The sequence below is a fragment of the Mycobacterium sp. E3305 genome, assembly GCF_001666785.1.
In the GTDB taxonomy this organism is placed as follows: domain Bacteria; phylum Actinomycetota; class Actinomycetes; order Mycobacteriales; family Mycobacteriaceae; genus Mycobacterium.
In genome coordinates, this window is the sequence record NZ_LZJA01000255.1 from 22755 (window position 1) to 48287 (window position 25533).

A 25533-nucleotide genomic window follows, 5' to 3' on the forward strand; every position below is an offset into this window, starting at 1 on the left:
CTGTTTCAGCGACCTCCCGGAGTCACTTGTTCTGCTGTTGTTCCTTCAACCGCTGGGCCGCCTGCACCCGGCCCTCGTTGATCTCCGCCATCGCTTCGGGGATTTCGCTGGCGGTGAACTTACCGCCCCGGCCGGTGGGCAGCCCACCGAATGAGTACTTCTCGTCGAACTGCGGCGCGCTGGATTGCGGCCGCCGCGCCTCCACCTTCTCGATGACGGGCTCCAACCGCTTGGCCTTCTCGATTACCGCCTTGGCGTCGCGCTCGATGAATTCGGGCAGCACGTCGGAGCCCATCAACTCGATGGATTCCATCGTGCCCTCGTGGCTGCGCGGGTTGAGCAGCAGGATGATCTCGTCGACACCGCTTTCCTCGTAGCCGCGCAGGAATTCACGCACGGTGGCGGGCGATCCGATCGCGCCACGCCCGGGGCCGTAGGCCAGCGTCGGATCCTTCTCGACCTCTTCCAGGTACCGCTTCCATACCCCGGTCCGCCCGGGGGTGTGAACGCCCGTCATGTAGTAGTGCATGATGCCGAACGAGAAGAAGCCGCCGCCCTGTCCCAGCCGTTGCAGCGCCTGCTCGTCGGTCTTGGCGACCATCATCGACAGGTCGCCCCCGATGGCCAGGATGTTCGGATTGATGCGCGGCGTGACGGGCACGCCGTTCTCTTCGAACTCCTTGTAGTACCCGTTCACCCGCTCGGTCAGCGGGCCGGGACCGGTGTAGGCGAAACTCAAGGCGCCGATTGCCTTTTGGGCTGCCATTTGCACGCTCGCCGGCCGCGTGCAGGCCACCCAGACCGGCGGGTGGGGCTTTTGCAGCGGCTTGGGAACGACGTTGCGCGCCGGCATCTGGACGTGCTCGCCGTCGAAGCCGGAGAACGGCTCCTCGATCATGCAGCGGATCGAGACCTCGAGGGCCTCTTCCCACTGGGCCCGCTTGTCGGCGGGATCGATGTTGAACCCGCCGAGTTCGCCCACGGAGGACGATTCCCCGGTGCCGAACTCGACTCGGCCGTTGGAGAGCAGGTCGAGGGTGGCGATGCGTTCGGCGACCCGGGCAGGGTGATTGACCACCGGCGGCAGGTGCATGATGCCGAATCCGAGCCGGATGCTCTTGGTCCGCTGGCTGGCCGCGGCCAGGAAGATCTCCGGCGCCGTCGAGTGGCAGTACTCCTCGAGGAAGTGGTGCTCGGTGAGCCAGACGGTGGAGAAGCCGGCCTTGTCGGCCGCCTCGACCTCGTCGAGGCACTCCTGCATCATGACGTGTTCGTCGTCGGGTGCCCAGGGCCGTGGCAGGGCGAACTCGTAGAACAGCGAGACCTTCATTTGTTACCTCCTATGAGAATTAAGGGTTTTGGCGGCATGTGCGGCAATGTGATTCGCTGCGACGAAGCCGAACGTCATGGCGGGGCCGATGGTCGCCCCCGCGCCGGCGTAGCTGCGGCCCATCACCGGCGCGGAGGTGTTACCCACCGCGTACAGTCCCGGCACCACCGAGGCGTCGTCCCGCAGCACCCGCGCGTATTCGTCGGTGCTCAGGCCCCCGGACGTCCCGAGGTCACCGAGGACGATCCGGAACGCGTAATACGGCGGGTCGCCCAGCGGATGGAGGTTGGGATTGGGCAGTGTGGGATCGCCATAGTAGTTGTCGTAGACGCTGTCGCCGCGGTGGAAATCGTCGTCGTGACCATTGCGGGCGAGTTCGTTGAAACGGCGGGCGGTTTGGGAAAGATGGTCGACAGGCACGCCGATGCGGTCCGCCATCTCGTCCCAGCTCATCGCGGCCTTGACCACGCCCGATTCCAGCCACGCCGCGGGGACCTTGCGGCCGGTGGGCACCGGTGCACCCGGGATCTTGGGTATCGGGAGGTGGCCTCCGATGACGTAGCGATTCCACGACCTGTGGTCGGTGATCAGCCAACAGGGGATGTGGGTGACCCCGGTCCTTTGTCCGTCGATCATGGCGTGGCCGAAGTCCATGTAGGGCGCCGCCTCGTTGACGAAGCGCTTGCCGTCGCCGTTGACGATGAACTGCGCCGGCATCATGCGCTCGTTGAGCATGAACTGCATCCGGCCGTCCGGCCATTGGATGGCGGGAAACCACCACGCCTCGTCGAGCAACTCGACTGCGGCACCCAGCTTCTGGGCCGCGCGGATGCCGTCGCCCATGGCGGCGGGGTTGCCGAAGCTCCAGTCCTGATCCACCACGGGTAGCAGTTCCTTGCGCCAGGCCAGGTCATGGTCGAAGCCACCGGAGGCCAGGATGACGCCGAGACGCGCGCCGATGCGCCGCGCTTCGCCGTCCCTTTCCACCACCACACCGGTCACCGATCCGTCGGCGTCGGCGAGCAGCTCGGTCATCGGCGAGTCGAGCCACAGCGGGATGCCGCGCTCCCGCATGGTCAATCTGAGCCGAGCGGCCAAGGACTGCCCGATCGCCGCCATCCGCTCACCGAACACCCGTGCCCGGACCATCCGCCCGATCAGCTTCAGCAACACGCCCTTGCCGGCCCACGATTGCCGGATGCGGTAAAAGGTCCGAAGCTCCTTGGGCCCCAGCCAGATTCCTCTGGGCGCGAATGCCAGCGGCTTCAGCAGCAGTTGTTCGTCGGGCCCCAGCTCCCGCAGGTCTATGGGCGGGACGTTGATGGTGCTGCCGAGGTCCGATCCGCCGGGCAGCTCCGGATAGTAGTCGGCGTAGCCCGGCTTCCAGACGAACTCGCACCATCCGGAGAGCCGCTCCAGGAACCCGAGCATTTTCGGTGCGGACTCGACGTACTGCCGGATTCGCGACTCGCTCACCAGTCCTTCGGTGATCAGCCGCAGGTATTCGATGACGCGATCGGGTTCCGGGACGTAGCCCTCCCTGCGCTGCGCGGGCGCCCCCGGCACCCAGATGCCACCCCCGGACAGGGCGGTGGAGCCGCCGAAGCACGGTGACTTCTCCACCACCAGCGCGTCCAGACCCGCGGCCTGGGCGGTGAGCGCGGCCGTCATGCCGCCGCCACCCGACCCGACGACGAGAACGTCGACGACATGGTCGAAACCGTCTGTCGTGGCCGTCATTTCGGTACCGCCGTCCTGATGGCGAATCCGGCGATCAGTTCGGGGGCGGGCTTGTAGTAGCGCCCGACGGTTTCGTAGGGGCCCGCGCTCGCCAGCGCCCCGAATGCGGCGACCCACGTTCTGATCTCCTGGGCGGAGCTGCCGCCCTCGTGGGTCACGAACGAATTGGACCACTGGTCGAGTTCGGTGAGCCATCCGCCGTCGATGATCTCGAGGAACCGCTGATCCCACATCGGGTTCAGCGGTTGCAGGTCGCTGTCGCCGGCGGCGAAACTCTTGGCCGCATCGATCACGGCAGACTGCCGGGCCTGGCGCTGTTCGGGTGTCATCGGCCGACCGTGCACGATGCGCTCCCGCACGGGTGCCGGCGCGGTCGCCAGCGTGGGCACCGGCGGGCTGTGCGAGAGCCCACCCGAGCCCAGCACCAATACCCGCTTGTCCAGCGTGGCCAGGTAGCTGCCGACGGCGGTACCGAGTGCCCGGCAACGATGTAACGGCCCCAGCGGCACGCCGATCGCATTGATGAAGATGGGTATCACCGGGCGCGCGGTCGCCGCGCCGAACAGCTTTTCCAGCGGCTGGACGGTGCCGTGGTCCACGTCCATGCAGGCCGAGACCGCGACGTCGACCCCGGCGTCGAGCACGGCTTTCGCGCAGTCGGTCGCGAGCTTCTCGGGAACGTCGAGCGGACCGGCATGGGTGCCGTAGTCCCCAATCCCGTTGGCGCCCGTGCCGATGCAGAAGGGCGGCATCATCTTGTAGAAGAACCCGTTGTAGTGGTCCGGGGAGAAGCTGACGACGAGTTCGGGATCGTAGTCGTCGACGAAGCGGCGCGCGTCGGCGATCGCTCCCTCGATGTCGTCAAGCAGGTCCTGCGACGGCCCCGGAAGATTCAGGAGCGGGCTGTGCGACATACAGCACAGAGCCAGTGCCACTTTGCGGATCACCCCCTCGTGGCGTGAGGGTGAGCGCGGCGAGGAGTGCGGCGCTCAGGTCGGGGGCGCGCTGGGCGATGCAGGCGCCGGCGATACAGCGGTCCGGACGCAGGAACAGCACCGACTCCTGGTGGGTGTCGAACCAGGACTTGACGGCACCGGTGGGGTCCCCCACGACCACCACGTCGGGATGGTCGTGACCGGTCCAGTGCAGCTGGGTCACGGGCCGCAGCGCAATGAACTTCGCGCCCAGCGCTTTCCAGTTCGCGAAGGCGACGTCGCCGAGGATCTGGCGGGGGTCGTTGTTCCAGCACAGCACGGCGAACCAGTCACCGATGACGTCGTCCAACAGCACGTTGTCGTTTTCGCGGGTATCGACCCGCGGCTGGATGAACAGCGTGCCCACCGGCGAATCCGCCCGCCCCGGGGCGGCGTGCACGACGGCTCCTTGTTCGTAGCGCGGCATCGGCTTGAACCGCATCTCCAGCACATATCGCTTGAGCGACGGCACGATCGACGCCGACCGCACCAGCAGGTCTCGCGCACCGGCCACGCGCCGGTTGGTCGGCGAGATCACTCGACCCACCATCGTGGACAGGTCGATCATCGCCCGCGCGTGCTTGCGGCGCTCCACGTCATAGGTGTCCAGCAGCTTGTCGCCGGCCCGACCGCTCACCACCGCGGCCAGCTTCCAACCCAGGTTGGCCGCGTCGCGGATTCCGCTGTTGTAGCCCTGACCCTGCCAGACCGGCATCAGGTGCGCGGCGTCGCCGGCCAGCAGCAGCCGACCCTTGCGGAACGCCCCGGCGATCCGCGAGTGATGGGTGTAGACGCGCCGCCGGATCACGTCGACCCGCTCCGGGTGCGGCACCATCCGGGCCAGCATCTGCGTCAGGAACGCCGGATCTTCGGCCTGCTCGTCGGTCTCGTGGGCGTGGATCATGAACTCGAACCGCCGGATTCCGTGTGCGATCGAGATCGATGCGTACGGCCGTTCGGGATCGGCGCCGACCTCGCTGTTGGGGTGCCCGAGCGGGTCGTTGGCGATGTCGACCACCAGCCAGCGCGTCGACGATGTCGTCCCGTCGAACGACACGTCCATCATGCGGCGAGTCGTGCTTCGGCCCCCGTCGCAACCGACGACGTAACGCGCTCGCAGGCTGGACGTTTCGTGGTCGTGCCCGCCGAGCTCGACGGTCACCCCACCGGCGTCTTCACGGCACCCCGTCATCGGTCGCCCCCACCACACCTCGACGTGCTCGAACCGGTCCAGGCCGGTGAGCAATTCGGCGTCGACGAGGGGTTGCACGAAGCCGTTGCGCTTCGGCCACCCGAAACGCGCGTCGGGCGGGGCCATTTCGGCGAGCACGCGCCGTTTCGCGTCGACGAAACGCAGGATCTGGTTGGGCACCGTGTGGGGCACGACCCGGTCGGCCAGCCCGATCGACTGAAACGTCCGCAACGCCTCGTCGTCGAGCCCCACTCCGCGCGGATAGTCGATCAGCGTGTCGCGTTCTTCGACCAGCACCGTTCGGATGCCTTGCAGGCCAAGGATGTTGGCCAGCGTCAGGCCGACCGGTCCGGCGCCGACGACCACGACGTCGAAGTCGGGTTGCTGCCCGTCGCCGCTCATCACCGCCCCAGCAGGAAGTCGAGGTGCAAACGGTTGAAGGCCTTGGCGTCCTCGTACTGCGGCCAGTGACCGCAGCCAGGCATCACCTCGAAGCGTGCGTTGGGGATCATCGACGCAATCCGGCGGCCCTCGGTCACGTCGGCGGTCGGGTCGTCACTGGTCCACAACACCAGGGTCGGCGCGGTGATCGCACCGTATTCGTCCGGGCCGATGATGTTGCGCGCCCGAATCTCGGGGTCCTGCAATGCCATGATGTCGCGCATGGCGTCGACGAATCCCGGCTGACGGTAGACGCGTTGGCGGCTGGCGACCAGGTCGTCGTAGTCCTTGGATTTGTCGGCCATCAGCCACTTGATCCGCGCCTGCACCGTCTCCCAGGTCGGGTCTTCGGCGGCGGCCATGGACAGCGTGATGATCCGCTTCATCACGACCGGGTCGGCCTGCGAGCCGCCCGCGGTGTTCAGGACGAGCCGGTCCACCACGTCCGGATGGTCGATGGCGGCGCGGGCGGCCACCCAGCCGCCCAGCGATTCACCGCTGATGCAGGCGCGATCGACGCCGACCGCGCGCAGGACGGCCATCAGGTGTTCGACGTAGTGGCGGACCTCCAGCGGGTGGCCCGGCTTATCCGTGTAGCCGTGCCCCAGCATGTCGATCGACCAGGTCCAGAAGTGCCCGGCGTGCGCTGCGAGGTTGCGGACGTATGCCTCGGCGTGGCCGCCCGATCCGTGTAACAACACCAGCACCGGCTTGCCGGGGTCGCCGGCGCGCAGGTAGCGCGTCCGCACTCCGCCGGCGTCGAGGTAGCCCTGCTCAAACGCGACGCCCTGCAGATCGCTCCAGATGCTCTCGAACTCCGCCACGGTTCCTCTCTGGCCGATGAGTGGGAATCTCGTTCTCGTTTTCGGCGTATCGCGTGTGCTAATATCGCACACTAATGTGCGTTATATATAGAGCTTCGCTCTCCCGTCTGGGTCTGTCAAGGCTGTGACGGGTTCGGGAACGGGTTCGCAGACGCTGGCCAGGGGACTGACCGCGCTGCAACTGGTGGCGGATTCCCCCGGCGGCCTCACCGTGCAACAGCTCGCCGACCAGGTCGGAGTGCACCGCACCATCGCCTATCGATTGCTGACGACGCTGGCGGACTTTCGGTTGGTGGCCAAGGGCGAGGACGGCCGCTACCGTCCCGCAGCCGGCCTCGCAGTACTCGGCGCCGCGTTCGACCGCAACGTTCGCCAAGTCAGCCTTCCGACGCTGCGGGCCCTGGCCGACGAGCTCGGCACCACGGTCTCGTTGCTCATCGCGGAAGGCGACCAGCAGGTGGCCATCGCGGTAATCGTGCCGAGCCACGTGGCCTATCAGCTGTCCTTCCACGAGGGCAGCCGATATCCGCTGGACCGCGGCGCCGCCGGGATCGCGTTGCTCGCGAGCATGCCGCCGCGTCCGGGAGAGCGCGACCTGGTGACCCGCGCGCGTGAGCGCGGCTGGGTGAGCACGTACGGGGAGATCGAGCCCAACACTTATGGCCTCGCCGTGGCGGTGCGCCGCCCGCCGCCGTCGCCGCCAACCTGCATCAACCTCATCTCGCACCGGGAAGACGTCGTGATGCGCGGTAAGGACGCGGTCGTCAAAGCCGCGCAACAGTTGTCGGACCTGCTGAGCTGAAGGGGTAGCGATACATGCCGTGGGACATGCAGGTCGATGTCGTCGTGCTCGGCAGCGGGGGCGCCGGGCTCACCGCCGCACTCACCGCCGCCGCGTCCGGCGCGTCGGTGGAGGTTTTCGAAAAGGCGTCGACGGTCGGCGGAACGACCGCGGTGTCGGGCGGTGTGGTGTGGATCCCCGCCCACAACCGTTCTCCCGAAGGCGAATTGACCCCGGCCGACGCGCTGCGATACCTGCGCGCGCAGTCCCTGGGTTCGATGGACGACGAGCTGGTCGAGACTTTCGTGCACACCGGTCCCGCGATGCTCGACTTCATCGAGGCGCACAGCGCCCTGCGCTTCGAGGTCGCCACCGGCTTCCCGGACTACCGGCCCGAGCTGCCGGGGGGCCGTCCCGGCGGCGGGCGGTCGCTGAGCGCGGGGCCCTTCGATCTGAACCGGCTCGGCGAGTGGGGCGACCGGATCACCGCCTTCCCCGCCGACTGGTCCAACGTCGGTATCGATGCCGAAACGAGGGCCCGCCTGCACGTGACGGTCGGCGAAGGCAGCGACCTGTGCGTCGCAGGCACGGCGTTGATTGCGGGTCTGCTCAAGGGATTGCTGGACGCCGGGGTCACGCCCCGGACCGACGCCCGGGCCGAGGAGCTCATCGCCGAGGACGGCGAAATCGTCGGGGCGCGCATCGCGTTGCCCGGGCGAACCATTCGGGTGCGCGCGCGCCGCGGAGTCGTCCTGGGCGTCGGAGGCTTCGAATGGGATCCGGGTTTGGTGCGGGCATTCCTGCGCGGCCCGATGCACGGCGCGGTGTCCCCGCCCCATAACACCGGAGACGGCCTGCGCATGGCGATGGCGCACGGCGCCGACCTGGCCAACATGGGCGAGGCCTGGTGGGTGCCGATCGTCCAGATCCCGGGCGACACGATCGACGGCAGGCAACGCAGCCGCAGCGTGCGCCTGGAGCGGACTCGGCCGCGGAGCATCATCGTCAACTCGGCGGGGCGGCGCTTCGTCAACGAGGCGTGCGACTACAACTCCATGGCCGGCGCCTTTCACTACCTCGATCCCCGCGGCGGGTACGTCAACGACCGCGGATGGATGGTGTTCGATTCAATTCATTTGCAGCGCTATGGATTCCTGGGCGTCGAGCCGGGACAGCCCGTCCCGGACTGGTTTTGCGAGTCCGCCGACCTCACCGAGCTGGCCGCGAAGACCGGCATCGACGCGGACGGCTTGATCCGCACCATCGACGACTGGAACCGCCACGTGGCCGCCGGGGCCGACCCCGACTTCGGGCGCGGCTCCAGCGCCTACGACGGCTACTGGGGCGACGACAGCGCGACCACAGCCGCGGGCAAGACCCTCGGCCCGATCGACACCGCCCCGTTCTATGCGGTGCCGGTGTGCATCGGCGCGATGGGCACGAAGGGCGGTCCGCGCACCGACCGCGACGGGCGGGTGCTGCATGTCGGCGGCGAGCCGATCCCGGGCCTGTTCGCCGCCGGGAATGCGATGGGTGGGGTCACGGGACGCGCCTACGGTGGCGCCGGCGGGACATTGGGCCCGGCAATGGTTTTCGGATACCGCGCCGGTCACGCGGCCGCTACCGGGAAGTCCGTCGACCTCGAGTCGCGCTAACTGAAGGCGTTCGTGATGGCTGCCATGTCGAAATAGTCGCGCCACGCGGCTATCCGGTCGTCGTGCACTTCGAAAACGCCCATCACCGGCAACGGGATCGATCCACCGTCCTTGCGGCGCATGACATCGGTGCGCTCGTTCATCACCAACGACCCGTCGGCGACCTGCCGGTGCACGTTGAAGTCGATTCCGTCGAACGCGGCCAGGAATCCCGCGATGAATTCGCGTATGGCCTCGCGGCCATGCACAGGATCCATCGGGATGTTGTGGTAGACCGCGTCTTCGGTGAAATACGCGGCAATCTCGTCCGGGTCCGGCGATGCCCAACGCTCGCAGAATTCCGTCACCAATTCATCGGCAGAACGTGTCATGCCCCTCATGCAACACATCGCCGCGGAGCAAATCAAGACCGAAGACGCTGAGCGGCTCGCGGTTCAGTCTGGCACCGGTACCTCGACGCAGATGTGGGTGCCCACCGGAGTGTCGAGGAAGACGAACGTTCCCCCGGCGGCCTCCACGCGGGCGCGGTGCGACGCCAATCCGATGTGCCCCTCGCCGAGCCGGCGCGCCACCGTCTGGTCGTCGAACCCCACGCCGTCGTCGACCACGTGCAACACGCACGTTCCGTCCGTGAAGCCGAGCAACACCGAAGCGCTACGGGCCCGCGAATGCTGCACGATGTTGGACAGCAACTCGCGAAGCACGCCGAACACTATCGCGTCGATCTCAGTGCGGATCGGGTAATCGATGTCGGTCGAGATGTCGATGTTCGATCGCTGGGTGGTCAACGTCGCCAACTGCTGGACCGCCGCGGCCAACCCGACCTGCTCGAGGACGGCGGGGTGCAGCTCGAACGTGGCCTGCCGCAATCGCTCCGATGCCATCTGCAGACCGGCCATCGCGCGCGCCACCCGGTCGTCGCCCGGTAGCGCCGAGTCCAATTCGACCAGCTCTTGGCGCACCGCCAAGATGTCCTGCAGCGGTCCGTCGTGGATGGATTCCGAGATCCGTCGCTGCTCGACGTCGGAAGCGGTCATCGTCTGGGCGAGCAGCTCCTCGCGCAGGGTGCTGAGCCCGGCCACCGAGCGGGTGTGCCGTTCTTCCACCCGGACGGCGACAAACGCCGTGACACAAAGGAATCCGTAGAGCAGGAACCGGAACGTGGCTTCGGTCACGCCGATCGATCCGACCATTTCCGGGTCCTCGAGCACCGCGATCGCGAACCCCACCATCGAGAAGAGCAGCACCACGGCCGCCCGCCGAGACGAGACGTCGAGCCCGATCAGGACCGGCAGCGCCGTCATGATGAGCAGCGGATGGAGCCCGTTGGTCGACAACACCTGGAAGACGGTCAGCAGGACCACATCGATGACCGTGAACGCAAAGGGTTCCAGGCGGCCGACGCGGGCCAGCCGCCCCCGGGTGAGCCATCGCCGGCTCGGCGAGAAAGCCAGCGTCAGAGCAAAGAGCGCCACCACGCCGTACACCACGATCAGCACGGTTTGCTGGGTCCACTCGGACCGGCGGGTGCCGCTGAGCATCGCAGCGATCATCAAGCCCACCACGCCGACCCGGAGGACCGACGCAAGCCGATACGAACGCAGCTGATGAAGCCTGCGCACCCGACCCAGTTCCGCGTCGCTCGCGACCGCCACGCGAACACAGTACTCATCGGCGGCGGCTCTCTCGGGGCAAAGCGCCCAGGCGTGCATCAGAGTTTTCGCTGATTGCCGCGGACGCTTTGCGGGCTAGACTCATCGCCATGGCCGGCCCAGCAGCGCCCGACAAGGTGCGGGTGGTTGTCGGCGACGATCACCCCCTGTTTCGTGAGGGCGTCGTGCGCGCCCTGTCGTCGAGCGGTTCGGTGAACGTGGTCGGCGAGGCCGACGACGGTTCGGCGGCACTGGAACTGATCAAAGAACATCGGCCCGACGTCGCCCTGCTCGACTTCCGCATGCCCGGCATGGATGGCGGGCAGGTCGCCGCGGCGGTGCGGAGTCAGGAATTGCCGACCCGCGTGCTGCTGATTTCGGCGCACGACGAGCCGGCCATCGTGTACCAGGCATTGCAGCAGGGCGCCGCCGGGTTCGTGCTCAAGGACTCGACGCGCAGCGACATCGTCAAGGCCGTGCTCGACTGCGCGCAGGGCCGCGACGTGGTGGCGCCGTCGCTCGTCGGGGGCCTTACCGCGGAGATCCGTCATCGGGCGCAACCGACAGGACCCGTGCTCAGCGCGCGAGAGCGCGAGGTGCTCAACCGAATTGCGCGCGGCCAAAGCATTCCCGTGATCGCCGCCGAGCTGTTCGTGGCCCCGTCGACGGTCAAGACGCACGTGCAGCGCCTGTACGAGAAACTTGGCGTCAGCGATCGTGCTGCCGCCGTTGCCGAGGCGATGCGGCAAGGCCTGCTCAGCTAGTGGCCGGCCAGTGGTCCGATTCGCTGATCGTCGGACCGTCCGTCCGCAGAAGTGAGTTCGCGACCGCGGCGGCCTCGCCCACCAGGTGGCGGGCCCGCCGTTCCACCTCGTAGAGGTGGCCGGCGCCGACTCCGATGTTGGTCAGCCGTCGGCGGGCGTAGACCAACGGATCGACTCCTGCGGGATGGTTGGTCCGGTAGGTAACCGCCTCGACCATGGCGGGACCTCCGCCGGCGCCGGCTCGCTGCACCGCTTCGCCGACCGAAGCACGCACTGCCGCAACGTCTTTGCCGTCGACCGACGAGACGGGTAACCCGTAGCAGTCGCGCGGCCCGCGGCGCACACCGGACCCGTCGCGGATGCTCTCGACGACGAACACGACCGGAAGCCGCCACGACACCGCGATCCGCGCGGCCGATTGGAACTCGGCGGACTTGGCGGCGTCGTCCCCGATGACGCACACGGTGACCCCGCCTGCGCCCGCCACCTGCTGCCCGTAGGCGTCGCCGATCGCGAACAGAATGGATTGCCTGACCGGGCTCGACGTGCCGAAGATCTGCTTCCATTCGGCGGCGAAGACGCTTTCCTTCGCACCGCCGGCCGCAGGCCTCGTCGGGGCGGTCATCTCGGCGATGGCCGGACCTAACGGTCGGGCGAGGCCGACCTCCTGGGCGTGCTGGAAGTGGCGGATCGCGGTGTTCAGGATGTCGCCCGGCCGAAGCGCCGCGATGGTGCCGACGGCCACGGCCTCCTGGCCGAAGGCGGCCTCCATGGGCCCGTTGAGCAGCCCGTCGATGCGCCGCTCTTCCAACGCCATGTCAAGGAGGCGCAGTACCCACAATTGGCGGTACAGCTCCAGCTGCTCTTCAACGCGTGCGGCCGACAGTTCGGGTGTGCGAGCCATGTGCCGGGTCTCCTAACTCGTCGCGGGATCGTGGCGGCGTCGGCCGGAGCACTGCGACGGACGGGGGTCCGGTCGGTGGCTGAGGTGACTGCCGTTGTACACACGATCAACGTAGGGCGGCAGGGCGGGCCGGAACTCCGCCGATCGGTCCGCAAAGGGGATGAATCTCCGTTCCCCCAATCGGGGGACAGCGCGGCGGCTCAGTCCTGGTCGCGAGGGGTCGGTGACAGCAACTGCTCAGCCGCCGAGTAGGGGTCCCGGTCGCCGTCGACGACCGTCTCGGCGAGCCGGTCGAGGTCCGGCCGGCCCCGCAGCCGGGTCTGCGCCAGCGACAGGATCTGGGCGCGGGCGCGGGCCAGCCGGCGGGCGCGAGTGTCGGTGCGGTGGTGATCCTCAATGGCCGCCATCAATTCCGCGATGCCCTCGCCGCGCGCGGCGACGAGGCTGACGATGGGTGCGTCGGTCTCGGCCCGCAGGTCCCGCACGGTCTGTTCGGCGCCGTCCCGGTCGGCCTTGTTGACGACCACGATGTCGGCGACTTCGAGCACCCCTGCCTTGGCCGCCTGAATCGCGTCGCCCGCACCGGGATTGAGGATGACGACGGTGGGGTCGGCGACCGCGGCGATCTCGATTTCGGACTGCCCCACCCCCACGGTCTCCAGCAGCACGACGTGGTAACCGATCGCCCCGAGCAGCCGAATGGCCGCCGGTACCGCGGCGGCCAATCCCCCGAGGTGACCACGGGTCGCCACCGACCTGATCAACACGTCGGAGTCGTTGATATGCGAGGCCATCCGTATTCGATCGCCCAGGAGTGCACCACCACTGAACGGCGACGACGGGTCCACGGCCAGCACCGCCACCCGGGACCCCCGCTCCCGGTAGGCGCCGACCAGGGCGGCGATCGTCGTGGACTTGCCCGCGCCCGGGGGCCCGGTGATGCCAACGACGTTCACCGATGACGGTTCGAGGCTGGCCAGCACCTCGTCACGGCGCTCGCCCTCGACCAGCGAAAGGAGCCGACCGGCCGCGCGCGGAGATCCGTTGCGCGCGCTGATGATCAGGTCGGCGATCTCCATTTAAGGGGCGGGGACCTCGATGACGGTGGCGGACCCGATGCCGCCGCCGTATAGCCCCTCCCCCAGGATCACGTCGTCGACTTGCGCGGGGTCCCAATACTTCGCCGCCTGGGCGACGACGTGGTGCCCGAGGTGGAAGGCGCTGGTGTCGCGCAGCGTGCCCTTTCGGGCGGTGCCGATGGGTGTGCGCAGGGCGGACACGATGACGGCGTCAGGCACGGGTGTTCTCCAGTTCGACGAGCGCGTCGCGAGTGCCCGAGAGCCCCCGCAAGATTGTGAGAACACTATTCTCTCATTGCGAGTCGGCGTTGCAAGGAGAGATCGGCTCGCGACCAGTCGCAAAATCGCATATACCAGCATCGCGGGGTGCGATTCTGCGGCTGCTCGCAAATCAGGAGGCATCGTCGGCAATGGACGGAATGATCGCGGTCCCGGGCGGCAACGTGTGGTTCGAGCGCATCGGTGGCGGACCGGGCCTTCCCCTGCTCGTCGTGCACGGCGGGCCCGGATTGCCGCATACCTACCTGCGTTCGCTGGAGCGGTTGGCTGACGAGCGCGAAGTCGTCTATTGGGATCAGCTCGGTTGCGGCAACTCCGAGCGCCCGTCGAACCCGGATCTGTGGACCATGTCGCGGTCGGTGGCCGAAATGGATGCTGTGGTAAGAGGACTCGGCCTCAAGGGTTTTCATCTCTTCGGCAACTCGTGGGGCGGGATGATGGCGCAGCAGTACGCGCTCGACGTCCCGTCGGGCGCCGTCAGCCTCACCATCTCCAACAGCATCGCCTCCATACCGGAGTTCTCCCAGATGGTGGCCCGCTTGAAGGCCGAGCTCGATCCGGCGACGCAGTCCGCGATCGACCGCCACGAAGCCGCGGGGACGACGTACACGGCCGAATATCAGGACGCCATTCGCACCTGGAACGAAACCTACCTCTGCCGCGTGCGGCCCTGGCCCCCAGAGCTTTTGGCGGCCTTCGCCAACATGGGAACCGATATCTTCGAGACGATGTTCGGGCCGAGTGACTTCCACATCGTCGGGACGATCCGCGACTGGGACGTGTTCGACCGATTGCCGGAAATCACCTTGCCGGCCCTCGTCCTTGCCGGCAGGTTCGACGAATGCGTGCCCGAACACATGTGGGAGATGCACCGGCGCATCGCTGGCTCGCGCTACGAACTGTTCGAGTCGAGCGCTCACATGCCCTTCATCGAGGAGCCGGCCAAGTTCGATCGGGTGATGCGAGACTTTCTGCGGCATCACGATTCCGCGTGAGCGGCTGTCACATCAGTTCTTCGCCAGCTTGGTGACGATCGAGCGGAAGTCGTCGGTCGTGAAGGACTGGTGCTCGGCCGACAGGGCATAGTCCAGACTGGCGAGGACCGCGCGCTCCAGATGAATGTTGAGCACCCGTTTGGTGCTTTCCACCGCCTGCTGAGGCAGCTCCAAAATCTTTTTCGCACAAGCGGTTGCGTCCGCGACGGGGTCGGCGGACACGTGGTTGGCCAACCCCAGCTCGACGGCGCGCTGGGCACTGATGCGGGTGCCCGTCAAGGCGAACTCCTTGGCCAGCAGCAGGCTGATATGCAGTGGCCAGGTCAGCGGACCGCCGTCGGCGGCCACCAATCCCACCTGCACGTGCGGATCCGCGAGGTAGGCCTCTTCGGCGATGTAGACGATGTCGCTCAGGGCTACCAGGCTGCAGCCCAGCCCTACGGCCGGGCCGTTGACCGCGGCGACCACCGGAATTCGGCACCGCGCCATGCCCAAGACGATCTCGCGGCCGTCCCGAATGGTTTTGGCGCGCAAGTCGGCATCGGTCGACAGCTCCTTGAGGTAGGAGAAATCCCCGCCCGCCGAGAACGCCCTGCCGGCCCCGGTGATGACCGCCGCGCGGGCCGTCGGGTCATCGGTCAGTCGCTGCCACAGTCGCGCGAGTCCGACGTGCAGATCGTCGTTGACCGAATTGAGCGACTCCGGCCGGTTCAAGGTGATGATCCGCAGCGGGCCGTCGGCTTGGACGTCGATTTCGGCAGGCATGTCGTACACGTCAGACTCCTTTTATGGTCGTGACCCGCTTCACCCGGGCTCCGCCCGCGCTCGCGATCACTCCGGCTATGGTCGTGACCCGCTTCACCCGGGCTCCGCCCGCGCTCGCGATCACTCCGTCTATGGTCGTGACCCGCTTCACCCGGGCTCCGCCCGCGCTCGCGATCACTCCGTCTATGGTCGTCACCCGCTTCACCCGGGCTTCGCCCGCGCTCGCGATCACTCGGACAATCCCAAGATGCGTGAAGCGATGATGTTCTTTTGTATCTGCGATGTCCCGCCCATCACACTCTGCGCGCGGCTGTACAGGTAGGCGCTGAGCAGGTCCGGATCTCGCGTCCCGCTGACCGCCAGCGCAGCGTGTCCGACGGACTGCTCGACCCAAGTCATCAGCAGCTTGTCCAGCGATCCCTCGGGCCCGTGCGAGACACCGTCGAGCTGTTCGGACAGCCGCCGCCGCACATGATGCGTCAGCATCTCCGACTGGACCGCCGCCCACGCCAGCTCCTCGGACACCGGTCCTTCGGTGCGCGCGTACAGGCTTCGCACGAGTTTGCCGTAGCGCGCCGCGTAGCCGAGCGTGGACGGTTCGCGCTCATGGCCGACGACGGTCATGGCCACCGCCCAGCCATCACCCGGGGCGCCGACCATCCTGTCGGCCGGAACCTTCGCGTCGTCGAAGAACACCTGGCCGAATTCGTTGGTCACACCGTTGATCATGCGCAACGGACGTTGTTGCACACCAGGCTGTTTCATTTCCAGCACGAACGCCGACAGGCCACGGTGACGTTTGGCCTCCGGGTCGGTGCGGGCCAGCAACAGGCACCAGTCCGCAACGTCGGAGTAGCTGGTCCAGATCTTGTGCCCGTTCACCACGTAGGTGTCGCCCTCGAGGCGAGCGGTGGTGGTCAACGAGGCCAGGTCGGAGCCGGCGCCGGGCTCGCTGAAACCTTGGCACCATCGCTCGGTGCCGTCGATGATGCCGGGCAGGAAGCGTTGACGCACTGCGTCATTGGCGTGCCGGCCGATTCCGTAGATCAGGTAGCCGACGCTGGGACGCGGCGGGGCGCCGGCCCGGGCGAGTTCCTCGTCGACGATGACGTCATAGACGGGCGGCAGCTCCCGCCCGCCGTACTCGCGGGGGAACGACAGCCCGAAGAATCCCTCTCGATACAGGGCCTCGTGCCATTCGGCCTGACGGGCCCAGTATTCGTCGCCCGACCCGGAGAACTCTCCCGCGTGCACGGAAAGCCAGGACCGCAGCCGCTCCCGGAACGCTGCCTCCTCTGGTGAGTCACGAAAGTCCAAGATCGATCTCCTTCAACGCGACGGGCCACAGTTCCGTCGATAGCAGGGCGCGCCGCAGGTAGACGTGCACCACGCAGTCCCAGGTGTTGCCGATGCCGCCGTGTACCTGGATGGCCGTCTCACAGACGGTTCGGGCGGCTCGCGCGCAGTAGACCTTCGCGACCTGGGCGGCGCGGATGGCGTCGGCGGGCGGCAGCTCGTCGACAGCCCACGCGGCATGCCGCGACACGCTGATCGAACCCTCAATCAGCGCACGGCTTTCGGCCAGCAGGTGGGCGATCGCTTGGTAGGACCCGATCTGCTTGCCGTACTGTTCGCGGATCTTGGCGTAGTCGCACGCGACGGCGTGCGCACCGCGGGCGATCCCCACCAGGTCCGCCGTCGTGGTGACCAGCGCGAGCGCGCGCCATTGCGCGGCGATGTCGGGGGACACCTCGCCCAGCGCCGCCGGAGTTCCCGCGATCCTGGCGTCGGCGCGGGTCAGGTCCGCACCGTCGGTCGGGCCCCCTACGTCCGCGGCGAGGACCTCGCCACCGGCCAGGCTCAGGGCCCGCTGGGCGCCGCGCGCGTCGATCGCGCGACCGTCGACCGCGATGGTCGCGCCCGCGGCGTCGGCGCCGACGTGGCGGGTGAGATCGTCCGCGAGCACCGGGCCGAGAAACGGCGCGTCGATCAGCCGTCGTCCGAATTCCTCGGCGACGATGGCCACTTCGACGCCCGACGCCCCGTCGGAGCGCAGCGACCGCCACCCCGTCCCCGCGAGTTGCTTGTCCAGACGCGTAATCCGGCTCTGGTCGTCGAGGTCCTGCACCGCCGACGGCCCCAGGTCGTCGGCCAGTTTGGCGGCAGCGTCACGCAGTTGCTGTTGTTCAGCCGTCAGACGTACGTCCATAGCGCTCCTTCAGCACTCGGCGCAGCACCTTGCCCGAGGGCAGGCGAGGGATGTCGGGCACGAACACGACGCGGCTCAGGTGTTTGTAGGAAGCCAGCCGCTGATCGACGCGGGCCGTGAGTTCGCCGGCATCGACGGGTGCGCACGTCGCGACGGCGGCGACCACCGCCTCCCCGTTGATTCCGTCGGGCACGCCGAACACCGCGCAGTCCTTGACGGCGGGATGGCCGTGTAGCACCGTCTCGATCTCGGCGGGCGCCACCTGAAATCCGCGCACCTTGATCATCTCCTTGAGGCGATCGGTGATCCGCAACCAGCCTTCGCCGTCGAGCCAGCCGACGTCACCGGTCCGGTACCAGCCGTCATGGATCACCTCAGAGGTTGCTTCGGCCGGCAGGTAGCCGGCCATCAGCGATGAAGAGCGGGCCTGAATCTCACCGACCTCGCCGCGGCGGACCGGCTCACCCGTCTCCAGTGAGACCACCCGCACGTCCACGCCCGGCACCGGGCGACCGACGGCGTCCAGCCGGGCTCCCTGGATCGGATTGCAGGCGATGACAGGCAATTCCGTGGTTCCGTACGCCGGAACCCAACCGACGCCGGTGCGCCGGGTGACCGCCTCGGCGACGTGGGCGCTGACCGGCGTCGCCCCCCACATGATGTAGCGCAACGAGGACAGGTCGTAGGACTCGAGCCTGGGATGCGAGGCGATGGCCAGCGCGATGGGCGCGACCGCCATTTCGACTGTGATGCGGTCGGTTTCGATGTGATGCAGCATCCGGTCGACGTCGAACCGGGGGTGCAGCCGCACGCGGACGCCGGTGCGCAGCGCCGTCAGGATGTTGAGCAGCCCGAGGATGTGCGACGGCGGCGTGGCAACCTGAATGCGGTCGCGCACCGTGAGCTGCAGCGCCCCGCGCCAATGCCGGACGGCCTCGTCGAGCGCCGCGTGGGTGTGCCGGACGGCCTTCGGCAGCCCAGTGGTGCCGGAACTGAACACCAGCACCGCGTCGGACCGTGGCGACGGCGCCGAGGGCGTCGACTCCCCGGGCGCGATCGGCTCGTCCAGGTGCAGCATCGGCATCGCGCCTGCCAGCACCGGGTGGTCACCGACCGCGTGAGCGGGTTCGGTCAAGGCGAGCGCGTGGTCGACTTCGTCACGCTTCCAGGCCGGACTGATCAGCACGGCCGTCGCCGCCAGGCGCCAGATCGCCAGCAAGACGGCGACGAACTCCGGCCGATTGGACGCCATGATCGCGACGCGCTGACCCGCGCCGACACCGTTCTTGGCCAGGATTGCGGACCAGCCGGCGGCCAATGCATCCAACTGAGGCAGGCTGAAACGCCGTTCCTCGAACACGACCGCGGCCGGCTCGGTCACGTCCCGTCCTTCCCTGACAGGCCGGGCTGACCTGACATCCCCACAAGCTTGAGAAGATCCTATCGCTCTGTGAGAATAGTATTCTCTATAGTGAAGAATGCAAGTACGGGAGGGTGGTGACGATGGCAGTCACCCGAAGCATCGAGGAGACCCCACGGGTGACAGATCCGTCGAACGGCTCCGTTGCGGGCACGGTCACCATTCACATGGACCGCAAGAAGGTCTCGGTGCCGATAATTCCCGGCGAGACGCTGTTGGAGAGCGCGCGGCGGGCCGGCCTCGAGCCGCCGTTCAGTTGCGAGGCGGGCAATTGCGGCACGTGCATGGCCAGGCTCGAAGAAGGCCATGTGACCATGCGGGTCAACGATGCTCTCGACGACGACGAGGTCGCCGAGGGCTACATTCTGACGTGCCAGGGCGTGCCGGAAACGGATTCGGTCACGGTGCGCTACGAGTAGCACCCGAAGAGAGGTGGCGGCGATGGCCAAGGGAATCATGTACGTCGAAAGTCGGCCCTGTTCGCCTGCGCGCGACCAGGAATACAACACCTGGTACGACGAGGTGCACATCCCCGAACTGCTGGCGCTCGACGGAATCGTCGCGGCGCGACGGCTGCGCCCTCTTGACGGGCAGGGCCCCTATGTCGCCATCTACGAACTCGAAGGCGACGATCTGCAGGCCATCTTGGACAACATGATGGCCAACGCCGGGCAGCTGCACATGTCCGATGCGTTGCTATTGGATCCCGCGCCGATCCCTCGATTGCTCGAGACGACGAGCGAGCGGAGCCGCTGAGCCGATGGACGTCGATGACTTGATCCTGGTGAGCATCGACGACCATGTGGTCGAGCCGCCGGACATGTTCCTGCGCCACGTGCCCGACAAGTACAGGGAGGAGGCCCCGATCGTCGTGACCGACGCTCACGGCGTCGACCAGTGGATGTACCAGGGCAGGCCGCAGGGCGTGAGCGGGCTCAACGCGGTGGTGTCGTGGCCGGCCGAGGAATGGGGCCGCGACCCGGCCGGTTTCGCCGAAATGCGCCCGGGCGTCTACGACGTCCACGAGCGCGTGCGGGACATGAACCGCAACGGCATCCTGGCCTCGATGTGCTTCCCCACCTTCACCGGATTCTCCGCGCGGCACCTCAACATGACGCGTGAGGACGTCACGCTGGTGATGGTGTCGGCCTACAACGACTGGCACATCGACGAGTGGGCCGGCTCCTACCCGGAGCGCTTCATCCCGATCGCCATCCTGCCGACCTGGACCCCCGAGGGCATGTGCGCCGAGATCCGCCGGGTCGCGGCCAAGGGCTGCCGGGCGGTCACGATGCCGGAATTGCCTCTTTGGAAGGGCTTCCGAGCTACCACGACGACGACTATTGGGGCCCGGTGTTCCGCACGCTGTGCGAGCAGAACGTGGTGATGTGCCTGCACATCGGCACCGGGTTCGGGGCGATCAGCATGGCCCCCAACGCGCCGATCGACAACCTGATCATCCTGGCCACCCAGGTCTCGGCGATGTGCGCCCAGGATCTGCTGTGGGGGCCTGCCATGCGCAACTACCCCGAACTTAAGTTCGCGTTCTCCGAGGGCGGCATCGGGTGGATCCCGTTCTACCTGGACCGCGCGACCGCCACTACACGAACCAGAAGTGGCTGCGCCGGGACTTCGGGGACAAGCTGCCCAGCGAGGTCTTCCGCGAGCACTCGCTGGCCTGCTACGTCACCGACAAGACGTCGCTGAAGCTGCGCCACGAGATCGGCATCGACATCATCGCCTGGGAATGCGACTACCCGCACTCGGACTGCTTTTGGCCGGACGCCCCCGAGCAGGTGTTGGCCGAGCTGAACGCCGCCGGGGCCGACGACTCCGACATCAACAAGATCAACTGGGCCAACGCCTGCCGGTTCTTCAGCTGGGATCCGTTCGCGCGGACGCCGCGGGAGCGGGCGACCGTGAAAGCCTTGCGCGCCAATGCCCTTGACGTCGACGTGTCGATCCGGTCGCGCGCCGAGTGGGCGCGGCTCTATCGGGAGAAGCAACTCGCCAAGCTGCCGTAGCGCGGCAGTGCCGCCGAATGTGCGGCTAGCTTCACACTCGCGCGGCTGGCCTCATCGAGTGCGCCCCGGCGCCTCCCTGGCAGCTTCGACCGCGATGCCGGCCACGGCGACGCTCACTCGCCGAAGTAATGGCCGGCGTCGAGATCCTCCAGCAGCCCGGCCCGTTCGGGGTTCCAGTCAAGTTCCTTGCGCGTCAGCGCGCTCGACGTCGGATTGTCCAGCGCCGCAAAGAGTGCAAGGAAGCCGAAATGACCGGCATCCTCGGCCGGAATGCTCACCGTCGGCACACCCAGGTGGCGGCCGATTACGGCGGCGATGTCGCGGAACGCCACGCCTTCGTCGGCCACGCCGTGCAAACGCGTACCCGCGGGCGCATTTTCGAGCGCCAGCCGGTACAGGTGGGCGGCGTCTAGCGTGTGCACCCCCGGCCAGCGGTTGGTCCCTTCGCCGATGTAAGCGGACTTCCCGCTGTCGCGGGCCGTGTTGATGAGGTGATGCGTGAAGCCGTGGTGGTCGAGATCGCTGTGCACGATCGGGGATAGCCGGATCACCGACGATCTCACCCCACGCTCGGCCAGCGCGATCACCGCGTTCTCCGAGTCGACCCGCGGTCCCCCGGGCAATGTGTCCTGTTCGGTGCTGGGGCCGTCATGCCCCAGCAACGACAGAAGCAGCGTTCCCGAGGTGCTGACGAAGGGCCGGTCGGAGCCGACGAGCGCCTCCCCGATGGCCTCGACGGCCCGCAGATCCGCCTCGGCCGCCGCCACGAAGTTGTCGAAATCGTGTTTGAAAGCCAGGTGGATGACGCCGTCGGACGCCGCGGCGGCGGACCGCAACCCGTCGAGGTCGTCGAGGTCGCCGCGGTGCACCCGCACGCCCTTCGCCGTCAGCGCGGCGGCCGACTCGTCGGAGCGGGCGAGGCCGGTGACTTGATGACCCGCACGCACGAGCTCGTCGATGACGGCCGAACCGATGTGCCCGCTGGCGCCAGTGACAAAGACATGCATGGAAATCCCTTTCGCTGTTTCGTATTCGCCGGCTTCCAGTCAATGACCGCGGCAGACCGACTGTCCAAGACCTGTTTCATATGGCGTGATACCGAATCGGCATCACCGCATGTCACCGGCACCTTCGGTGCGGATGTCAGTTGCCGGCGCCGTTACACTCTCAGCATGGCCCGTTCCGTATTGCCCGTGATCGACCTCGATCTGCGGTTGGTCGGATATTTCGTCGTGGTGGCCGAACACCGGCACTTCGGCCGCGCCGCGACCGCGCTGCGCGTAGCGCAGCCGTCGTTGAGCCGGCAGATCCGCCGGCTCGAGCAACAACTGGGTGTTCGACTCCTGGATCGCACGCCGCAAGGCACCAGGCTGACGGAGGCGGGAGAGGTGTTCCTGCCCCGGGCCAAGGCCCTGCTGCGCTCGGCCACGCAAGCCGCGGCACAGGCCCGGGCCGCCGCCCAGCCCAGCCGAATCGCGATCGGATACACGACCGGGATGATCGTCACCCCCGCGGTGCGCGAGATGCGCCGCGAACACCCCGACGCCGAAGTGCAAGTCTCGCATCTGGATTGGGGCCAGGCCCTGGACGCGTTGCTCGGACATCGAGTGGACGCCGTGGTGACCCGGCTACCGTTCCCGACAGACGGCCTGCACGTGACCATCCTCTACGACGAGCCCCGGGTGCTGGCTATGTCGGTCGACCACCGCCTCGCGGGCCGGGACTTCGTCACGCTGGACGACATCGCCGACGAGCCGATGCCCCGAGTCCGTGACTCCGACCCGGCGTGGAATGCCTTCTGGCGCATCGATCCCCGGCCCGATGGCCGCCGGGCGCCCGATGGACCGTTCATCGACGCGCTCGAGGACAAGTTCGAAGTCATCGCCTCCGGGCAGGCGGTGGCAATCACTGCCGGGTTCCGCGGCAATGCCCTGCGGCCCGACATCACCACCGTCCCGTTGCAAGGCGTCGAGCCCTGTCACGTGGTGTTGGCGACGCGCGCCGGGGACCGCAGTCGGCTGGTGGCGGCCTTCCGTAAGCTCGCCGAGGCGCACCTGAGGGGTCCGGTGTCCTGACGCCGGCGTGAAACCACCGTCGCGCTCGCGAGCGGTGCGCGCTAGACCTGGGGCAGCTCCGGCGGCGGACGGTATTCGGGGTCGTAACCGGAGACGTGGATCGGGCTACCGACGAGCCGGAAATCGCCGGCCGTGACAATGATTTCGGGGGTTGCTTCGAGCGCCTCCGGCAGGGTCCTGACGGCCGCCGCCGGCACTCCGAGCGGACGCAGTCGGCGTTCCCACCCCGCGGCGGTGTCGGTCGCCAGCATCGCCGTGACGACGGCCAGCACCTCGTCGCGGCGGGACACCCGTTCGGACATCGTCTCGAACCCCCCGATGCCCGCCTCGGTGGCGAAGGACTTCCAGAAGCCGTCGTGCGTGATGAACAACGCCAGATACCCCTCGGCGGTCGGAAAGAGCTGCGCCGGAACGTAATACGAGTGCGCGCCATAAGGACGCCGCTGCGGCTCGACACCGTCATTGAGGTAGGCGGACGCGTGGTAGTTCAGCTGCGACAGCATCACGTCGCGCAGCGAAACGTCGACTTGTCCTCCGGTTCCGGAGATGATCTTGGCCAACAGCCCCAGCGCCGCGGTCATCCCGGTGGAGTTGTCGGCCGACGAGTAACCGGGCAGCGTCGGCGGGCCCTGCGGGTCGCCGGTCAGGGCGGCGGTGCCGACGCCCGCCTGCACGACGTAGTCGAAGGCCGGATCGTCGCCGCCGTACAGGCCGAATCCGGTGATCGCGACGCACACGATCCGCTCGTTGTGCCGCCGCAATCTCTCATAAGTCAATCCCAGCCGGCGGATCGCCGACGGCTTCAAGTTCACCAGCAGCGCATGGGATTCGGCCACCAGCTCGCCCAGCCGTTGCTGTCCGGGGTCGGAGTTCAGGTCAAGGCAGATGCTCGACTTGTTGCGGTTGAGGCTGGCGAAGTAGCTGGGCCCGACGCCGCGGGAGATCTCGCCGCCGCGCGGCTCGATCTTGGTGACCTCGGCGCCCAGATCGGCCAGCAGCATGGTGGCGTACGGTCCCGCCAGCATGGTGCCGACCTCGAGGATGCGTATCCCCGCGAGCGGCCCGGTAGGCGTCACCGCAATTCCGTTGCGAGCGTGGCGATCATCTCGCGCGTGCGGCGTTTGGAGGCGATCAGCTCGTCGCGGTTGTCACCGATCGGCAGCAGCCGCACGGACAGGTCCGTGACACCGGCGTCGGCAAAGCGGCGCATCCGGGTCAGGATCGCCTGCTCGTCACCGGCCGCACAGAGGTCACCGACATCACGGGCGTCGCCGCGTTCCAGCAGGCGCTGATAGTTGGGCGACACCTCGGCCTCACCCAGGATCCGATTGGCCCGCTCCTTGGCCTCCTCGACTCGTGCCGGCTCACAGAGGCATACCGGGATGCCGGCGACGATCCGCGGCGCGGGCCGCCCGGCGTCCGCGGCGGCCTTGGTGATCTTCGGCGCGATGTGGTCGCCGATCGCGCGCTCGTCGGCCATCCACAACACGGTGCCGTCGGCGAGTTCGCCGGCGATCTGCAACATCACCGGCCCCAGAGCTGCGACCAAAACCGGCATCGGGGCGTCGGCCCCGATCGCCAGCGGATTGTGCACCGTGAACGAATCGTTCTCGACGTCGACCGGTCCCGGCCCGGCGATGGCGGCGCCCAGCACCTGCAGGTAGTCGCGGGTGTAGGCGGCCGGCTTCTCGTAGGGCAAGCCGAGCATGTCCCGGATGATCCAGTGGTGCGACGGTCCGACGCCCAGCGCCAACCGCCCGCCAGTCACGGCATGAGTCGAAAGCGCTTGGCGGGCAAGGGCGATCGGATGCTGGGCTTGCAGCGGCACCACCGCCGTGCCGAGCTCGATGCGCGAGCTGTGCGCGGCCATCAGCGATACCATGGTCAGGCAGTCGAAATCGTCGGGAACCTGCGGCATCCACGCGGTGTCCAGACCCGCGGATTCGGCCCACTCGATGTCGGAGGCCAGCTTGTGCACCTTGCGGGCCATGTCGCCACGCTCGGCGCCGATCATCACTCCGACGCGCACTGTTCCTCCGCAACGGGCTCGGGGGTTCCGGTCAGCGCGCGTATCTCGCGCACGAGCACATCGAGCGATGTGCCGGTGGGGAAAACGGCGGCGGCACCGGCGGCGAGCAGCTTGGGCACGTCGGCATGCGGGATGGTTCCGCCGACCACGACGGCGATGTCGGAAGCGTCGGCGGCCCGCAGGGCCTCGATGGTGCGGGCGGTGAGTGCGAGGTGAGCACCGGACAGAATGCTCAAGCCCACGACCGCCACGTCTTCCTGGACGGCGATCGAGGCGATGTCCTCGATGCGCTGCCGGATGCCGGTGTAGATCACCTCGAAGCCGGCGTCGCGCAGGGTGCGGGCGACGATCTTGGCGCCCCGGATCCTCGTCGCCAAACCGGGTCTGGACGGACACGACCG

Annotated in this window: 24 protein-coding genes and 2 pseudogenes; 8 read left to right on the forward strand and 18 right to left on the reverse strand. The window is 67.8% G+C overall.

Going from position 1 to position 25533, the window contains the following annotated elements; all coding sequences use genetic code 11:
• Nucleotides 1-22: 22 nt before the first annotated feature.
• From A5701_RS23170 to A5701_RS23190, 5 genes are read right to left on the reverse strand one after another with little or no spacing between them, the layout of a single operon-like run.
• A complete protein-coding gene (locus A5701_RS23170) occupies nt 23-1330 on the reverse strand; it encodes an LLM class flavin-dependent oxidoreductase (RefSeq protein ID WP_067759710.1) in 1308 nt (435 codons plus the stop codon).
• Between the two features lie 3 nt (nt 1331-1333).
• Nucleotides 1334-3070 carry an FAD-binding protein gene (locus A5701_RS23175; RefSeq protein ID WP_067759718.1) on the reverse strand — a complete coding sequence of 579 codons (1737 nt, stop codon included), beginning with the start codon at nt 3068-3070 and terminating at the stop codon, nt 1334-1336.
• Nucleotides 3067-3984, reverse strand: coding sequence for a 3-carboxyethylcatechol 2,3-dioxygenase (locus A5701_RS23180; RefSeq protein WP_067759723.1), 918 nt, complete (start codon nt 3982-3984; stop codon nt 3067-3069). The genes A5701_RS23175 and A5701_RS23180 overlap by 4 nt, the downstream gene beginning before the upstream one ends.
• The gene (locus A5701_RS23185; protein WP_067759727.1) at nt 3932-5638 is read right to left on the reverse strand and encodes a bifunctional 3-(3-hydroxy-phenyl)propionate/3-hydroxycinnamic acid hydroxylase; all 1707 of its coding nucleotides are present in this window, start codon (nt 5636-5638) and stop codon (nt 3932-3934) included. Before A5701_RS23185 ends, A5701_RS23180 begins: the two co-directional genes overlap by 53 nt.
• Nucleotides 5638-6501, reverse strand: a complete 864-nt coding sequence (locus A5701_RS23190) for an alpha/beta fold hydrolase (protein WP_067759732.1) — start codon at nt 6499-6501, stop codon at nt 5638-5640. Before A5701_RS23190 ends, A5701_RS23185 begins: the two co-directional genes overlap by 1 nt.
• 124 nt (nt 6502-6625) lie before the next feature.
• On the opposite strand from A5701_RS23190, the gene A5701_RS23195 reads away from it, so the two are divergent.
• Entirely contained in the window at nt 6626-7303 is a 678-nt protein-coding gene (locus A5701_RS23195) for an IclR family transcriptional regulator (RefSeq protein ID WP_067759737.1), read from the forward strand.
• A gap of 14 nt (nt 7304-7317) precedes the next feature.
• Complete coding sequence (locus tag A5701_RS23200) at nt 7318-8937, forward strand: FAD-dependent oxidoreductase (RefSeq protein ID WP_067759743.1); 1620 nt, start codon at nt 7318-7320, stop codon at nt 8935-8937.
• Here A5701_RS23200 and A5701_RS23205 read toward each other — a convergent pair.
• Together A5701_RS23205 and A5701_RS23210 are read right to left on the reverse strand one after the other, a co-directional pair.
• On the reverse strand, nt 8934-9308 hold the full coding sequence (locus A5701_RS23205; protein ID WP_067759748.1) for a limonene-1,2-epoxide hydrolase family protein: 375 nt from the start codon (nt 9306-9308) through the stop codon (nt 8934-8936). The genes A5701_RS23200 and A5701_RS23205 overlap by 4 nt on opposite strands.
• A gap of 63 nt (nt 9309-9371) precedes the next feature.
• Nucleotides 9372-10592 carry a sensor histidine kinase gene (locus A5701_RS23210; RefSeq protein ID WP_067759754.1) on the reverse strand — a complete coding sequence of 407 codons (1221 nt, stop codon included), beginning with the start codon at nt 10590-10592 and terminating at the stop codon, nt 9372-9374.
• A gap of 107 nt (nt 10593-10699) precedes the next feature.
• Between A5701_RS23210 and A5701_RS23215 the strand changes: the two genes are divergently transcribed.
• Nucleotides 10700-11353, forward strand: coding sequence for a response regulator transcription factor (locus A5701_RS23215; protein WP_067759759.1), 654 nt, complete (start codon nt 10700-10702; stop codon nt 11351-11353).
• Here A5701_RS23215 and A5701_RS23220 read toward each other — a convergent pair.
• From A5701_RS23220 to A5701_RS23230, 3 genes and pseudogenes are all read right to left on the reverse strand, one after another.
• Complete coding sequence (locus A5701_RS23220) at nt 11346-12257, reverse strand: thiamine pyrophosphate-dependent enzyme (protein ID WP_067759765.1); 912 nt, start codon at nt 12255-12257, stop codon at nt 11346-11348. The two genes, A5701_RS23215 and A5701_RS23220, sit on opposite strands and share 8 nt — an antisense overlap.
• A gap of 200 nt (nt 12258-12457) precedes the next feature.
• Nucleotides 12458-13336, reverse strand: a complete 879-nt coding sequence (gene meaB / locus A5701_RS23225; protein ID WP_067759781.1) for a methylmalonyl Co-A mutase-associated GTPase MeaB — start codon at nt 13334-13336, stop codon at nt 12458-12460.
• A gap of 36 nt (nt 13337-13372) precedes the next feature.
• Nucleotides 13373-13555, reverse strand: a pseudogene (locus A5701_RS23230) (acetyl-CoA C-acyltransferase); the annotation flags it as partial.
• 191 nt (nt 13556-13746) lie between these two features.
• On the opposite strand from A5701_RS23230, the gene A5701_RS23235 reads away from it, so the two are divergent.
• The gene (locus A5701_RS23235; protein ID WP_369807441.1) at nt 13747-14610 is read left to right on the forward strand and encodes a proline iminopeptidase-family hydrolase; all 864 of its coding nucleotides are present in this window, start codon (nt 13747-13749) and stop codon (nt 14608-14610) included.
• A 12-nt stretch (nt 14611-14622) separates the two neighbouring features.
• Here A5701_RS23235 and A5701_RS23240 read toward each other — a convergent pair whose 3' ends face one another.
• The 4 genes from A5701_RS23240 to A5701_RS23260 form a co-directional block, all read right to left on the reverse strand.
• The gene (locus tag A5701_RS23240) at nt 14623-15384 is read right to left on the reverse strand and encodes an enoyl-CoA hydratase/isomerase family protein (RefSeq protein WP_067759793.1); all 762 of its coding nucleotides are present in this window, start codon (nt 15382-15384) and stop codon (nt 14623-14625) included.
• A 219-nt stretch (nt 15385-15603) separates the two neighbouring features.
• Nucleotides 15604-16692, reverse strand: coding sequence for an acyl-CoA dehydrogenase family protein (locus tag A5701_RS23250; protein ID WP_067759804.1), 1089 nt, complete (start codon nt 16690-16692; stop codon nt 15604-15606).
• Nucleotides 16679-17584 (reverse strand): acyl-CoA dehydrogenase family protein, encoded by a 906-nt coding sequence (locus A5701_RS23255; protein ID WP_067759810.1) that lies wholly within the window; start codon nt 17582-17584, stop codon nt 16679-16681. The genes A5701_RS23250 and A5701_RS23255 overlap by 14 nt, the downstream gene beginning before the upstream one ends.
• Entirely contained in the window at nt 17562-18965 is a 1404-nt protein-coding gene (locus A5701_RS23260; RefSeq protein ID WP_067759816.1) for a class I adenylate-forming enzyme family protein, read from the reverse strand. The genes A5701_RS23255 and A5701_RS23260 overlap by 23 nt, the downstream gene beginning before the upstream one ends.
• Nucleotides 18966-19087: 122 nt before the next feature.
• On the opposite strand from A5701_RS23260, the gene A5701_RS23265 reads away from it, so the two are divergent.
• From A5701_RS23265 to A5701_RS23275, 3 genes and pseudogenes are all read left to right on the forward strand, one after another.
• Entirely contained in the window at nt 19088-19423 is a 336-nt protein-coding gene (locus A5701_RS23265) for a 2Fe-2S iron-sulfur cluster binding domain-containing protein (RefSeq protein ID WP_067759850.1), read from the forward strand.
• A gap of 22 nt (nt 19424-19445) precedes the next feature.
• Nucleotides 19446-19760: a DUF4286 family protein gene (locus A5701_RS23270; RefSeq protein WP_067759852.1), complete on the forward strand. Its 315-nt coding sequence runs from the start codon at nt 19446-19448 to the stop codon at nt 19758-19760.
• Nucleotides 19761-19764: 4 nt separating this feature from the next.
• Nucleotides 19765-21028 (forward strand): annotated as a pseudogene (locus A5701_RS23275) (amidohydrolase family protein).
• Nucleotides 21029-21141: 113 nt separating this feature from the next.
• Here A5701_RS23275 and A5701_RS23280 read toward each other — a convergent pair.
• The gene (locus A5701_RS23280; RefSeq protein WP_067759819.1) at nt 21142-22035 is read right to left on the reverse strand and encodes an SDR family oxidoreductase; all 894 of its coding nucleotides are present in this window, start codon (nt 22033-22035) and stop codon (nt 21142-21144) included.
• Nucleotides 22036-22200: 165 nt separating this feature from the next.
• On the opposite strand from A5701_RS23280, the gene A5701_RS23285 reads away from it, so the two are divergent.
• Complete coding sequence (locus A5701_RS23285; protein ID WP_067759826.1) at nt 22201-23103, forward strand: LysR family transcriptional regulator; 903 nt, start codon at nt 22201-22203, stop codon at nt 23101-23103.
• 41 nt (nt 23104-23144) lie between these two features.
• On the opposite strand, the gene A5701_RS23290 is transcribed toward A5701_RS23285, so the two are convergent.
• From A5701_RS23290 to A5701_RS23300, 3 genes are all read right to left on the reverse strand, one after another.
• On the reverse strand, nt 23145-24179 hold the full coding sequence (locus A5701_RS23290) for a CaiB/BaiF CoA-transferase family protein (RefSeq protein WP_067759829.1): 1035 nt from the start codon (nt 24177-24179) through the stop codon (nt 23145-23147).
• On the reverse strand, nt 24176-25132 hold the full coding sequence (locus A5701_RS23295) for an LLM class F420-dependent oxidoreductase (RefSeq protein WP_067759832.1): 957 nt from the start codon (nt 25130-25132) through the stop codon (nt 24176-24178). The genes A5701_RS23290 and A5701_RS23295 overlap by 4 nt, the downstream gene beginning before the upstream one ends.
• Nucleotides 25117-25533: cobalamin B12-binding domain-containing protein (locus A5701_RS23300; protein ID WP_369807442.1), on the reverse strand; the 417-nt coding region annotated here is incomplete at its 5' end. The genes A5701_RS23295 and A5701_RS23300, both read right to left, overlap by 16 nt.

What these genes read in the sequence shown, in the direction of transcription:
- A5701_RS23170 (WP_067759710.1), bottom strand. Translation starts at nt 1,330, where the DNA reads ATGAAGGTCTCGCTGTTCTACGAGTTCGCCCTGCCACGGCCCTGGGCA.
- A5701_RS23280 (WP_067759819.1), bottom strand. Translation starts at nt 22,035, where the DNA reads ATGCATGTCTTTGTCACTGGCGCCAGCGGGCACATCGGTTCGGCCGTC.
- A5701_RS23175 (WP_067759718.1), bottom strand. Translation starts at nt 3,070, where the DNA reads ATGACGGCCACGACAGACGGTTTCGACCATGTCGTCGACGTTCTCGTC.
- A5701_RS23220 (WP_067759765.1), bottom strand. Translation starts at nt 12,257, where the DNA reads ATGGCTCGCACACCCGAACTGTCGGCCGCACGCGTTGAAGAGCAGCTG.
- A5701_RS23180 (WP_067759723.1), bottom strand. Translation starts at nt 3,984, where the DNA reads ATGTCGCACAGCCCGCTCCTGAATCTTCCGGGGCCGTCGCAGGACCTG.
- A5701_RS23255 (WP_067759810.1), bottom strand. Translation starts at nt 17,584, where the DNA reads ATGGACGTACGTCTGACGGCTGAACAACAGCAACTGCGTGACGCTGCC.
- A5701_RS23270 (WP_067759852.1), top strand. Translation starts at nt 19,446, where the DNA reads ATGGCCAAGGGAATCATGTACGTCGAAAGTCGGCCCTGTTCGCCTGCG.
- A5701_RS23185 (WP_067759727.1), bottom strand. Translation starts at nt 5,638, where the DNA reads ATGAGCGGCGACGGGCAGCAACCCGACTTCGACGTCGTGGTCGTCGGC.
- A5701_RS23205 (WP_067759748.1), bottom strand. Translation starts at nt 9,308, where the DNA reads ATGACACGTTCTGCCGATGAATTGGTGACGGAATTCTGCGAGCGTTGG.
- A5701_RS23215 (WP_067759759.1), top strand. Translation starts at nt 10,700, where the DNA reads ATGGCCGGCCCAGCAGCGCCCGACAAGGTGCGGGTGGTTGTCGGCGAC.
- A5701_RS23265 (WP_067759850.1), top strand. Translation starts at nt 19,088, where the DNA reads ATGGCAGTCACCCGAAGCATCGAGGAGACCCCACGGGTGACAGATCCG.
- A5701_RS23235 (WP_369807441.1), top strand. Translation starts at nt 13,747, where the DNA reads ATGGACGGAATGATCGCGGTCCCGGGCGGCAACGTGTGGTTCGAGCGC.
- meaB (WP_067759781.1), bottom strand. Translation starts at nt 13,336, where the DNA reads ATGGAGATCGCCGACCTGATCATCAGCGCGCGCAACGGATCTCCGCGC.
- A5701_RS23200 (WP_067759743.1), top strand. Translation starts at nt 7,318, where the DNA reads ATGCCGTGGGACATGCAGGTCGATGTCGTCGTGCTCGGCAGCGGGGGC.
- A5701_RS23285 (WP_067759826.1), top strand. Translation starts at nt 22,201, where the DNA reads ATGGCCCGTTCCGTATTGCCCGTGATCGACCTCGATCTGCGGTTGGTC.